Genomic DNA, 12,011 nt, shown 5'->3' on the forward strand with positions numbered 1-12,011 from the left:
ATGCTTCAGAATAGGGCGGCCAAGGCCGCCCTATAAATTTTCGCCCGGAGAAAACTATGACCACGCGCTTTGTCGGCGTCGCGGGCTTGCCCCGTGCCGGTTCCACCCTGTTGTGCCAGCTGCTGGCAGAGCATCCCGCCATACACTGTGAAGGGCACAGCTCGCCCCTCTGCAATGCCCTCCTGATGATGCGCCGTTTCATCAGCGACGACCAGTTCATGCTGTCGCAACTCGACGTGCAGTTCGAGGCCACCTATGCCCACCTGAAATCGGCCATGCAGGGGTTTCTCCACGGCTGGCACGGTGAGTGCGGCAAGCAGGTGGTCGTGGACAAGAACCGCGCCTGGCTCCACTGCATCGAGATGCTGCTCCATCTGGACCCCGAGGCGAGGCTGCTGGTGCCGATCCGCGAACTGGGGCAGATTTACGGCTCCATCGAGTCCCAGCACCAGAGGACCATTCTGCTGGACTTCATCGACCACCTGGCCGATTTTGACCGCTTCGGCCGGGCCGACAAGCTCTTTGCCCAGGACAAGTCCATCGGCGCGCCGCTGTCGTCGATCCGGGCCATCGAGGAGTTGCCGCAGACGGTGAAAAACCGCCTCTATTTCGTGAAATTCGAGGATATGATTGCCGACCCGGTCGGTACCATGACGCACATCTACACCTGGCTGGGGCTCCCCCCCCATGCAATCGATCCCGGGCGCATCACCGTCCGTCCCCACGAGAGCGACAGCCACTACCGCTTCAAATACCTCCACCGGCAGCAGGGGAGCATAGCCGCTCCCGGTCGCCACGAGATCCCCCCCCGCATCCAGGCGCAGATCGAGCGGGCCTGCGCCTGGTACTACGAGTGGTTCTACCCGAAGAACGGCCCTGCCTCCCAGCCGCGGACGAAGCCCTGATGCAGCCCGGCCTGACCATATCGGTGCTCGACCAGCTGGAGGCCGAGGCGATCCACATCCTTCGCGAGGTGGCATCTGAATTCGAGCGTCCGGTGATGATGTACTCCATCGGCAAGGATTCGTCGGTGATGCTGCACCTTTGCCAGAAGGCCTTCTGGCCCGGCCGGATACCCTTTCCCCTGCTCCATGTGGATACCCGCTACAAGTTCCCGGACATGGTGGCGTTCAGGGATGCCCGGGCGGCCGAGTTGGGCTTCGAGCTGCAGGTGCACCACAGCCGCGCTGACGATGATGCCAGCGTCAACCCGTGGGACCTGGGGACCGTGCGCTGCTGCGCCGACCTCAAGACCAGGGGGCTTCTGGATGCGCTGCGGGAGGGGGGGTACGATGCGGTCATCGGCGGGGCCCGCCGCGAAGAGGAGCGCTCCCGGGCCAAGGAGAGGATCTTTTCCTTCCGTGACCCCCACGGCCAGTGGGAACCGCGGCGCCAGCGCCCCGAGTTCTGGAACCTCTACAACAGTCGCGTCAAGAGCGGCGAAAGCATGCGGGTGTTTCCCCTCTCCAACTGGACCGAACTGGATGTCTGGCGCTATATCGAGCAGGAGTCGATCCCGGTGGTGTCGCTCTACTTCGCGGCGGAGCGGATAGTGGTGGAGCGCAACGGCCAGCTGATACCGGTCGGCAAGGGGACACCGCTGCTGCCGGGAGAGGCGCCTGTCCCGCGGCTCTGCCGCTTCAGGACGCTGGGGTGCTATCCCTGTACCGGCGCAATCGCCTCAACTGCGACCACGGTGGCGGATATCATCGCCGAACTGGAGCAGACCCGCCTTTCGGAGCGCACAACCCGCCTCATCGACCATGACCAGGACGGTTCCATGGAGCGCAAGAAGCGGGAGGGGTATTTCTGATGATCGACCTTCTCCGCATCATGACCGCCGGCAGCGTCGACGACGGGAAGTCCACCCTGATCGGGCGCATGCTTTACGATGCCGGGGCCCTCTACGACGACCATATCGCTTCCCTCTCCAAAGGTGCTCCCAGCGGCGAGCACCCCGATTTCGCCCTTCTGACCGACGGCCTGCGGGCCGAGCGGGAGCAGGGTATCACCATCGATGTCGCCTACCGCTATTTTGCCACCCCGCGCCGCCGTTTCATCATTGCCGATGCCCCGGGCCACGAGCAGTATACCCGCAACATGGCTACAGCAGCCTCCACTGCCGATCTGGCGATACTGCTGATCGACGCCCGCCAGGGTGTTTCGACCCAGTCCCGGCGCCACGCCTTCATCTGTGCGCTGCTGGGGGTGCCGCGCCTCCTGGTGGCCGTCAACAAGATGGACCTGGTCGGTTTCAGGGAGGAACGTTTCCGTGAGATCGAGGATGAGTACCGGGCCTTTGCCGTCCGGCTCGGCCTGAAGAACCTCTGCTTCATTCCGGTCTGCGCCGTCGACGGCGACAACTTGGTTCACAAGAGCGAGCGGATGCCCTGGTATGGCGGTCCCTGCCTCCTGCCGTACCTGGAGGACGTGTACGTGGCCGGTGACCGCAACCTGGTCGACTTCCGGCTGCCGGTGCAGCGCGTAGTGCGCCCCGACGAACGTTTCAGGGGGTACAGCGGCACCCTCGCTTCCGGTGTGGTGCGGGTCGGCGACGAAGTGATCGCGCTCCCCTCCGGTTTCCGTTCTTCCATCAGAAGCATCCACATGGGGAGCACCCCCTTGCCCCAGGCCGTGGCTGGCCAGGCCGTAACCGTCTGCTTGGACGATGAGCTGGATATCGCCCGGGGCGACCTGCTCGTGCATCCCGGCAATGTCCCGCGGGAATTCAAGGAACTGGATCTGATGACGGTCTGGACCGGGGACGAGCACCTGGTCGCAGGAATGGTGCTGCTGATCAAGCTGGGGTGCCAATGGGTCAAGGCCCGCTGCGAGTTGATACGCTACCGTATTGACCCCGATACGCTGCGCCGGGAGCAGGTTGAGTCCCTCGGGATGAACGATATCGCCCGCATCCGGCTTGTGCTCTACCGTCCGGTTTTTGCCGATCCCTATGCGCGCAACCGCCACCTGGGGGGGGTGCTCCTTGTTTCGGCCTCCGGCAACGACACCGTCGGCGCCGCAACCATTGTGGAGCGGACCGATTACGATGCCGAACTGAAGACGGACCGGGCCGTGCCGGAGAGGCGGGAAGTCGTCTGGCACCATGGCCAGGTGACGCCGGCGGAAAGGACCGAACTGCTCCGTCAGAAGCCGCTGACGATCTGGTTCACCGGCCTCTCCGGGGCCGGCAAGTCAACTCTCGCCTTCGCCCTGGAGAGAAGACTGGTTGACCTGGGAATGGCCTGCTATGTGCTGGACGGCGATAACGTGCGTCACGGCCTGAACCGCGACCTCGGTTTTTCCCCAAGGGACCGGGCCGAGAATATCCGCCGTATCGCCGAGGTTTCACGGCTGATGAACGATGCCGGCTTGATCCTGATTACCGCCTTCATCTCTCCCTTTCAGGAGGACCGGGAGATGGCCCGCGGCATCATCGGCACAGAGCGTTTTCTGGAGGTGTACCTCGAAACCTCTCTTGAGGTGTGCGAGGCGAGGGACCCCAAGGGGATGTACCGTAAGGCCCGCAGTGGCGAACTGCCAAGCTTTACCGGGATATCATCCCCCTATGAACAGCCCGAGCGTCCCGATCTGAAACTGGACACGGCATCCCTTGCCATTGACGACTGCGTGACCATGCTGCTGACGTCGATCCGGGAGCGCTGCGTGGGGTGGGAGGCGTGATGTTCGACCCTGCCGCCATGACCGCCGGTCTGCTGGTAGGCCTGATGGTCGGCCTGACCGGCATTGGCGGCGGTGCCCTGATGACCCCCATTCTGGTCCTGCTGTTCGGCTTCGCTCCCACGACGGCCGTGGGCACGGACCTGTTCTTTGCCGCGATCACCAAGATGGCGGGGGTGTCAGTGCATGGCCGCCGCGGGACCATCGACTGGCAGGTCTGCCGGCGGCTGGCGGCCGGAAGCCTCCCGGCGGCAATGCTGACGAATGCCGCGCTGCAGTACGTCGGACGCGAAACCTTCAAGGTAAACATTGTGATAATGGAGGCCCTGGGAGTGATGCTGCTCATCACGGCCATTGGGCTGATCTTCAAGAAACGTCTGCACGAAATCGGCAGGAACTTCAGGATTGGCGACGCGGAGCTGTTCAAACGGCTTCAGGCCCCACTGACAGTGCTTGCCGGCCTGTTCCTCGGGGTGGTTGTCACGTTGACGTCCGTCGGAGCAGGAGCCCTGGGGACGGTCATCATGCTCTACCTCTATCCGCTGCGCCTGACGCCGGCCAAGGTTGTCGGCACGGACCTGGCCCACGCCATCCCCCTTGCCCTTGTGGCCGGTTCCGGCCATCTGCTGGCGGGCAACATCAACGTTGCACTCCTTATAACATTGCTGTCAGGCTCCCTACCTGGAGTTGTGGTTGGATCCTGGTTCTCGGCCCGGGCCTCGGATGCTGTTCTAAGGCCAGCCCTGGCGCTATTGCTGCTCCTGACAGGCATCAAGATCCTATCAGGCTGTTGAAAATCCCCCCGCCCGGCATACGGTAACGGATTCAGTCTCCTTTCCTTTTTCTCCCCATGCGGTAGACTTGTGGGGTCATCAATTCCAAAAGGAGGAACATCCATGCAGGAACGCCCAGGCATCATCACCTTCAAGGGAAACCCCATGACCCTGCTCGGTCCGGCCCTGGCGGTTGGGGACAAGGCCCCGGCCTTCACCGCCGTGGACACCGGCCTCGCACCGGTATCGCTTGCCGACTTCACCGGGAAGATCAAGATCATCAGCGCCGTCCCATCCCTCGACACCCCGGTCTGCGACACGGAGACCCGCCGCTTCAACCAGGAGGCGGCAACTCTGCCGGACAACGTCGTGCTGCTCACCGTGAGCATGGACCTCCCCTTTGCCCAGAAGCGCTGGTGCGGCGCAGCCGGCATCGACCGGGTAAAGACCCTCTCCGACTATCGGGACCGCTCCTTCGGCCTCGCCTACGGCGTGGTGATCAAGGAGCTGATGCTCCTCTCCCGCTCCCTCTTCGTCATCGACGCCACGGACACCATCCGGTACCTCCAGCACGTGCCCGAGGTGACCAGCGAGCCCGACTACGCGGCTGTCCTGGCCGCGGCCAAGGGATTGCTGTAGCGTCACCGGCGGAACACGGAACACAAAAAGGCCTGCTCTCAACGAAGCAGGCCTTTTTGTATGGTACCGCTCTGCAATTGTCGTTAACGGCCGCTACCCGTGCCTCTCGAAGGGTTTCCAGTAGCCGAGCCGCAGGTCCATGTCGTGGCTCTCCCCGGCTATCTTGTCGAGAATCCAGTCAATCACCGAGAAGACAATGAGGGGAAAGCCGAACAAGACCGCCGAAAAGATCCAGATGATAACCTTGATACCCATCTTGACCAATTCCTTCATCGCCGTTCCTCCTTCCGCATTCCGGGTTTCCTGTGCAGCGCAGCATTAGCCACGCCTAAAAAAACAATACTGCAAGTAACCGGAATGTCAAGGAGATCAACCGCGAATCACCGCTTCTTCACCCGGAAGCCCGCCTTTTCCAGCTTCGCCAAATCGAGGCCGCCGGAGCCCTGCTCCTCCCGTGGCGGACGCTCGCTCTTGGGGCGCGGTGCTCCCCCCTCCATGGCCTCGCGGATGGAGAGGGAGATGCGCTTTCGAGCCACGTCCACGGCCAGGACCTTCACCTTCACCACCTCCCCGACCCGGACCGCCTCATTGGGGTCCTTCACGAACCTGGCCGCCAGATGGCTCACATGAACGAGGCCGTCCTGATGGACGCCGATGTCCACAAAGGCGCCGAAGGCGGTGACGTTGGTCACTACCCCCTGGAGCACCATCCCCTCCTTGAGGTCGGAGAGCTCCCGGATATCGTCCCGGAAGGCGGCGGTCCTGAATTCCTCCCGGGGGTCGCGCCCCGGCTTTTTCAGCTCCGCCACGATGTCCCGCAGAGTCGGGAGCCCCACGGCCCCGGTCACGTAGCGTTTGAGGTCGATCCGCTCCACCAGCGCCTGGTCGGCGGCAAGCTGGGGCAGGGAAACGCCGAGGTCGGCGGCCATGGCCTCAACCACCGGGTAGCGCTCCGGGTGGACGGCGGTGTTGTCGAGGGGGTGCTCACCGTTGCGGATGCGGAGGAAGCCCACCGCCTGCTCGAAGGCCTTCTCGCCGAAGCGGGGGACCTTCAGGAGCCCCCGCCGCGAGGCAAAGGGTCCCTCGGCGTCCCGCCGGGCAACGATGGCCTTGGCCAGGGACTGCCCCACGCCCGAGACGTAGGAGAGGAGCGCCCAGGAGGCGGTGTTGAGGTCAACGCCGACAAAGTTCACGCATGACTCCACCACATCGTCCAGGGCCTTTTTCAGGGCCTTCTGGTCCACGTCGTGCTGGTACTGCCCCACGCCGATGCTCTTGGGGTCGATCTTCACCAGTTCCGCCAGGGGATCCTGGAGACGGCGGGCGATGGAGATGGCCCCCCTCACCGTGAGGTCCAGATCCGGGAACTCCTCCCGGGCGATCTCCGATGCGGAGTAGACGCTGGCCCCGGCCTCGCTCACCATGACCACCGGCACCCGCTTCCCCGCCTCGGCCAGGGTCTCCTTGGCGAACTGCTCGATCTCGCGGCCGGCGGTGCCGTTCCCCACGGCGATCATCTCGATGTTGTGGGTTTCAACGAGCCGCAGGAAATCTTTCTTCGCCCCGGCGACGCGCCCTTCCCCGGTGTGGGGATAGATGGTCACGTGCTCCAGAAAGCGGCCGGTGGCGTCCACCGCTGCCAGCTTCGAGCCAGTCCGCAGCCCCGGGTCGATGCCGAGGACCCGCTTCCCCCCGGCCGGCGGTGCCAGGAGGAGATTCCGCAGGTTCTGGGCAAAGACCCGGATGGCCGCCTCGTCGGCAAGCTTCTTGGCCTCCAGCCGCAGCTCCACCTCGATGGAAGGGGCCACGAGCCGCTTGTAGGCATCCTCGGCAACCCGCTCCAGGATCGGCCGAAAAATGCTTTCCCGGACAACGAGCCGGGCCTTGAGGCCGGCGTGAATCTCCGCCACCGGCGCCTCGACGGCCAGGAGGAGCACCTCCTCCTTCTCCCCCCGGCGCATGGCGAGCATCCGGTGGGAGGGGACGCTCTTCAGGGGCTCCCGGTGGTCGTAGTACATCTCGAACTTGGTGACCGCCTCCTTCTTGTCGCTGGCCACGCGGGAGGCGAAGATGCCGTCGTCCCAGGTGAGGCGGCGGACAAAGGCCCGGGCGTCGGCGTCGTCGGCCAGCCGCTCCGCCAGGATGTGCCCCGCCCCCTCCAGGGCCGCCGCCGCGTCGGGAACCTCCCGGGCCGGGTCCACGAAGGGGAGCGCCGCCTCCTCCGGCGTGCCGGATGTAAGCTCCTGGGCCGCCATGATGTCGGCCAGGGGCTCCAGTCCCCGCTCCCTGGCGATGGTGGCCTTGGTGCGGCGCTTGGGCTTGTAGGGGAGGTAGAGGTCCTCCACCTCGGTCTTCTGGCGGGAGCCCTCGATGCGGGCCTTCAGCTCAGGGGTCAGCTTTCCCTGCTCCTCGATGGATTTGAGCACCGTGACCTTCCGCTCCTCCAGCTCGGTGAAGTACGCAAGGCGCTCCTCCACGGTGCGGATCTGCACCTCGTCCAGTTCCCCGGTCCGCTCCTTCCGGTAGCGGGCAATGAACGGCACCGTGGCCCCCTCCTTCAGGAGCTCCACGGTGTTTTCCACCTGAAACGGCTTCAGGCCGGTCTCTTCGATGATGAATGTGGTGATTTTCACAAGTGCGTCGCTTCTCTGGCTCATGGTTGGTCCTCTGTGCGGCGGGATGAAAAGGGGAGGATACTACCACAGGGGAACGGCGATGAAAAGGGAGGGAACGCCGGAGGCCTCAGCGGTGGTCGATGCGGCAGGAACCGCCAGCGCAGGGTGGAATGCGCCGGGGAAGATACCTGCGAAAACGGGCGAAGCCCCGGTAGCCGAGGCGGGCCAGGAGGTTCACCCCCGGGAGCATGACGAGGGTGCCGAGAAAACCGTAGAGGGTCGAGGCCGGAAAGGCCTGCCAGATGGCCCAGAAGGCCTCCACGGCCCGGTAGACCCGGCCGGTCCGGTCGATGGCGTGCATCTGGGCCATGAACTCGTCGAGGGTGATTCCGTAGGGGACGGGGTCGAAGGAAGGGTCGCCGATGTCGACGAAGAGGAGGCGTCCACCATGGTTCTTGCGCTTGTAGGCCTCCATCTCCGCCGCGCAGACGGAGCACGAGCCGTCATAGAAGACACTGAGGGGGAATTCAGGGGGGGCTGGCATCGGCAGACCTCGCAGTTGGATCTTTCCGAAACCTATACCACGGAACCGGCAAACGGCAACCAGTCTCAGGGGTAGAGCCGGAAGAGCTGCTCCACCACGCAGGCGGGCTTCGGCTCCCCCTCGATCTCCACAGTGATCTCGTAGGTGATCTGCACCGCTGCACCCAGGGGCTCCAGGGCCGTGAGCCTGGTCCGCGCCCGGATGCGGGAGCCGGTCTTGACCGGAGCCGGGAACCGCACCCGGTTGAGGCCGTAGTTGACCCGCAGGCGCATGCCGGGGTAGTTCCGCTCGAACTGCCCCGGGGCGTTCGCCTCGGTGAGGAAGGGGAGGAGCGACAGGGTGAGGAAACCGTGGGCAATGGTGGTGCCATAGGGGGACTCGCGCCGGGCCCGCGCCGGGTCGGTGTGGATCCACTGGACGTCCCCCGTTGCCGCGGCAAAGGCGTCGATCCGCCCCTGCTCCATGACGAGCCAGGGTCCCACGTGGATCTCGGTACCGAGCTTGGGAGAGAGGAAAGCGATAAGTTCGTCTGCTGCGGACACGGGTGAACCTCCTTTAAAGAACTGTTCACCACAGAGACACAGAGGCACAGAGATTTTTTCTCGAATAAAAACTGAAGTTACCCAAAAACCGGACCATTCAACCTGGCATCCGTCGAACAAACAATAAAACCATTCGTTTTTTAATGGTTTTCTCTGTGTCTCTGTGTCTCTGTGGTGGAAGTGGTTTTTGAATTCAGAAGTCAACCCCCAACCCGTGAAGCTGCTGCAGGGCCGTGCCGGCCCAGTCCCGGTTGGCGGCGGGGCTGGCGGGGCTCGGATGGATGATCCGCCCCACCTCTATTCCAAGGTCGGCCAGGGCCTCGCGACAGCGTGCCTCGGCGAACCCCCCGACGCCGATGACCACCTGTGGCCGGAGCAGTTCCACGGTCCGGCGCAGGGCCAGGTCGCAGGCGGCGAAGAGCGGCTCCTGCTCCCCCCGGCGCAGCTTGTCAGGGGTGATGTTACCGCCGTCGGCGGTGAGGAAGAGGAGCGGACAGTAGTTGGCCACGAAGAAGCGGGTAAAAAACCGCTCCGGTGTCCCGAACCGCTCCCGGATGAGCCCCCAGAGCCGACGGCCGCTCACCTCGCTCCGCCGGCAGGCAAAGCCGTCGACCCGCTTTTTGGGGTGCTCGCCCGCCGGTCGCGTGACCGTGCCGGTGATCCCGAGCCACTCCGTTACCACCGCGATTTCCCCGAAGGGGACGCCGGTCTGGGCCATTCCCCAGGGGCCGGGATTCATGCCGACGAAAAGGGCCTCCTTGGGAGGAGAGCCGAAGCGGGAGAGATAGGCGGCATGGGGCTCCCGGGCGTAGATGAGGGGGTTGTAGACGTGGGCCACCGGCGGGGAGAAGGAGAGCCCCGCCAGGTCGGCGGCAAGGGTGTCGGCTATGGCCACGAGATCGGTCATTGGCCCGCCTCCAGAACCCGTCTGATCCGCTCCTCGGTCACCGGATGGGTGGAGAAGTAGTCGCCTATGGATTTATCCTCTTTCTTCCCCTTCTCCCCCTGCTTCTTCCGATGCTCCGTTTCGAGGCGGCCGAGCATGGCGGCGTAGCTTTTGAGGGGAATCCCCCGGCGCTTCAGGTACGCCACCGCGGCATCGTCGGCCTCCGTCTCGAAGCTGCGGGAGTAGGAGGCGTCGATGAGGACCGTGGGGAGCGTGGCGGCCAGGGAGGTAATGGAGGTGATGTCGCCGGTGATGGCGGCGACGACGAGGCCGGTGGCCGAGTTCTGGAGCACGTGGCGCAACGCGTGGCGGTGCCGCACGTGCCCCATCTCGTGGGCCAGAACCCCTATCAGCTCGTCGTCACTCTTGGCTATCTCCACGAGCCGGTCCGTGACGACGATGATCCCCGACGGGAGCGCCAGGGCATTGGCCCCCAGCTGGTCGCTCTTGCGGAACTCCAGCCGGTAGCCGGTGGCAAAGGGAAGCTCCCGGGTCATGCGGGAGAATTGGGTCGAGAGTTCGCGGCGCCGGACATCGGAAAGCCGGGAGGGGGTGAAGACGAGCTTGTCGAGCATCGCCAGGCTCTCCTTGCCCAGGGAGACCTCGGTGGCAGGGGGAACGGCCCGGGCGACCTTGTCAGCCAAAACGGGAATCCCGAAGGCGATGAAGCCCCAGACCACGGCCACCGTCACCACGAGGGCCACCAGGGCCAGGGGGAGGCTCCGCTCCCAGCGGTGGATGGCTGCCATGGCGCTCCCCTTCCCCTGGCGCCGGAGGAGTTCGTCCATGAAGCGCACATCGCTTACCTCGCAGAGGGCACCGGACGGGAAGGTAACTGAGCGCCGCGCCGTGGAGAGGGGCGCAGAGACGACGAGACCGGCAATCTCGCCGACAAAATCCACCCCCTCTCCCGCCACGTGGAGACGATTCCCCTCAAGGGTGAGCCGCACGGTTCGCCGCGCCGAGGTTCGGCCGTCGTAGTAGGTGCCGGGCGCCGTCATCACAGGGCCACGTCGATCCCGAAGATGTCACCTATCTCTTCCCCGGCGGCACCCACATCTGCCTGGAACCCCGCCCGGAACGCCTCCATGTCCGCAATCCCCTCGACGGAAAGGGTATCGAACCGGTACCGGGCCAGCCGCACCGATGCCCAAGGCGCCATGAGGCCGAGACTCGCAATGATGGCCGCGGCGTTGGAGAGGTAAAGCCACGCCATGTCCCGCACCCGCATCCGGCTCACGAAGCGGCTCCCGGAGATGTTGGTGCTGTTCCAGGTGAGATTGGCCAGGGCAGTCTGGACATAGACCACGATGAAGAGGTAGAGAACCGGCAGGGCGAAGAACATGAGGGCGCCGACCATCATCTGGGTCCGGCGCAGGTCGGCACCGGCCAGGAGCGCCCCCCCTTCGGCCAGGGTGGAGGCCACGTAGAAGGCCGCCGGCATCACCACCACCAGCAGGAGCACCAGCCACCCCGCCGCTTTCAGGAAGAGGAAGTAGTAATCCTTTCCCGTGGCGGTGAAGGTGAAAGGTGTCCGGCCATAGGAGCTCTTCTCAACGAGAAACTTCTTCTGGCGATAGATGAGGTAGGGGAAGATGAGCCCCAGCGTGAACGGCACCAGGAAGGCGAGGCCGGCGAATATCACGTAGGCCTCCTGGTAGTCGTCCCGGAAGGCGAAGCGGAGGTTCCGGTACCTGGAGTTGCGGCAGTTGAACAGCCGCGAGCGGACCACGAGCCACGGCACCGTCAGGAAGAATACAAAGCCAAGTATCTTGGCGACGCCCGGCGTGTAGCGGGTTCCCGCCGTATAGACGAGAAACGCCAAGGCCCCGATGAGCCATCCCCGGAAGAGGGCCTTGGGATCGGCCAGGTAGTCGAAGGGACTTCCGTCCAGAAGGGTGTTGCCGTAAAAGTAGCGGCGCTTGCGGACCTTGGCCCAGGCAGAATAGGCCCCGAGCGTCACGATCTTCAGGAGCGTGTTCACGATCCAGATGCCGAAATACTCCTTTGCCGTGCCAGTGAAGGTAAAGCGAAGGGTCCGGGGCGCCGCCGGCCGGCGGGGTTCGGGCAGAGCGGGAGGCCGCGGGGGGACAGCCCCCGGGGGAGAGGCCGCTGCAGGAATGCTCTCGGACGCCTTCGGCCCAGTCCCCCTAGAATAGGTGAACCTCTCGCCGCATCGCGGGCAGCGCACCCGAGCCCCGTCGGGAATGGTCCCGGCGGGCATCTCCTTCGTCAAGCTGCAATGGGGGCAGCTCACCGTCTCCATGGGAG

General features: G+C 64.7%; 12 protein-coding genes. 5 read left to right on the forward strand and 7 right to left on the reverse strand.

Annotated elements, in window-relative coordinates; genetic code table 11:
* Positions 1-56 precede the first annotated feature (56 nt).
* The 5 genes from KI811_RS08460 (at position 57) to tpx (ending at position 5,093) form a co-directional block, all read left to right on the forward strand.
* Positions 57-905 (forward strand): sulfotransferase family protein, encoded by an 849-nt coding sequence (locus KI811_RS08460; RefSeq protein WP_214186040.1) that lies wholly within the window; start codon positions 57-59, stop codon positions 903-905.
* Positions 905-1,813 (forward strand): sulfate adenylyltransferase subunit CysD, encoded by a 909-nt coding sequence (gene cysD, locus KI811_RS08465; RefSeq protein WP_309298918.1) that lies wholly within the window; start codon positions 905-907, stop codon positions 1,811-1,813. Before KI811_RS08460 ends, cysD begins: the two co-directional genes overlap by 1 nt.
* Positions 1,813-3,684 carry an adenylyl-sulfate kinase gene (gene cysC, locus KI811_RS08470; RefSeq protein ID WP_214186041.1) on the forward strand — a complete coding sequence of 624 codons (1,872 nt, stop codon included), beginning with the start codon at positions 1,813-1,815 and terminating at the stop codon, positions 3,682-3,684. The genes cysD and cysC overlap by 1 nt, the downstream gene beginning before the upstream one ends.
* Positions 3,684-4,475, forward strand: a complete 792-nt coding sequence (locus tag KI811_RS08475; RefSeq protein ID WP_214186042.1) for a sulfite exporter TauE/SafE family protein — start codon at positions 3,684-3,686, stop codon at positions 4,473-4,475. The genes cysC and KI811_RS08475 overlap by 1 nt, the downstream gene beginning before the upstream one ends.
* A 102-nt stretch (positions 4,476-4,577) precedes the next feature.
* A complete protein-coding gene (tpx, locus tag KI811_RS08480) occupies positions 4,578-5,093 on the forward strand; it encodes a thiol peroxidase (protein WP_214186043.1) in 516 nt (171 codons plus the stop codon).
* 93 nt (positions 5,094-5,186) lie between these two features.
* On the opposite strand, the gene KI811_RS08485 is transcribed toward tpx, so the two are convergent.
* The 7 genes from KI811_RS08485 to KI811_RS08515 form a co-directional block, all read right to left on the reverse strand.
* The gene (locus KI811_RS08485) at positions 5,187-5,366 is read right to left on the reverse strand and encodes a hypothetical protein (protein ID WP_214186044.1); all 180 of its coding nucleotides are present in this window, start codon (positions 5,364-5,366) and stop codon (positions 5,187-5,189) included.
* A gap of 107 nt (positions 5,367-5,473) precedes the next feature.
* The gene (locus KI811_RS08490; RefSeq protein ID WP_214186045.1) at positions 5,474-7,750 is read right to left on the reverse strand and encodes a Tex family protein; all 2,277 of its coding nucleotides are present in this window, start codon (positions 7,748-7,750) and stop codon (positions 5,474-5,476) included.
* Between the two features lie 85 nt (positions 7,751-7,835).
* Complete coding sequence (locus KI811_RS08495) at positions 7,836-8,252, reverse strand: thiol-disulfide oxidoreductase DCC family protein (protein WP_214186046.1); 417 nt, start codon at positions 8,250-8,252, stop codon at positions 7,836-7,838.
* Between the two features lie 65 nt (positions 8,253-8,317).
* Positions 8,318-8,794, reverse strand: a complete 477-nt coding sequence (locus KI811_RS08500) for a MaoC family dehydratase (protein WP_214186047.1) — start codon at positions 8,792-8,794, stop codon at positions 8,318-8,320.
* Between the two features lie 193 nt (positions 8,795-8,987).
* On the reverse strand, positions 8,988-9,701 hold the full coding sequence (locus tag KI811_RS08505) for a uracil-DNA glycosylase family protein (protein WP_214186048.1): 714 nt from the start codon (positions 9,699-9,701) through the stop codon (positions 8,988-8,990).
* The gene (locus KI811_RS08510) at positions 9,698-10,741 is read right to left on the reverse strand and encodes a M48 family metallopeptidase (RefSeq protein WP_214186049.1); all 1,044 of its coding nucleotides are present in this window, start codon (positions 10,739-10,741) and stop codon (positions 9,698-9,700) included. The genes KI811_RS08505 and KI811_RS08510 overlap by 4 nt, the downstream gene beginning before the upstream one ends.
* The gene (locus KI811_RS08515) at positions 10,741-12,006 is read right to left on the reverse strand and encodes a DUF898 family protein (RefSeq protein WP_214186050.1); all 1,266 of its coding nucleotides are present in this window, start codon (positions 12,004-12,006) and stop codon (positions 10,741-10,743) included. The genes KI811_RS08510 and KI811_RS08515 overlap by 1 nt, the downstream gene beginning before the upstream one ends.
* Positions 12,007-12,011: the final 5 nt, after the last annotated feature.

It is taken from the genome of Geobacter hydrogenophilus, from assembly GCF_018501225.1.
Classification (GTDB): domain Bacteria; phylum Desulfobacterota; class Desulfuromonadia; order Geobacterales; family Geobacteraceae; genus Geobacter; species Geobacter hydrogenophilus.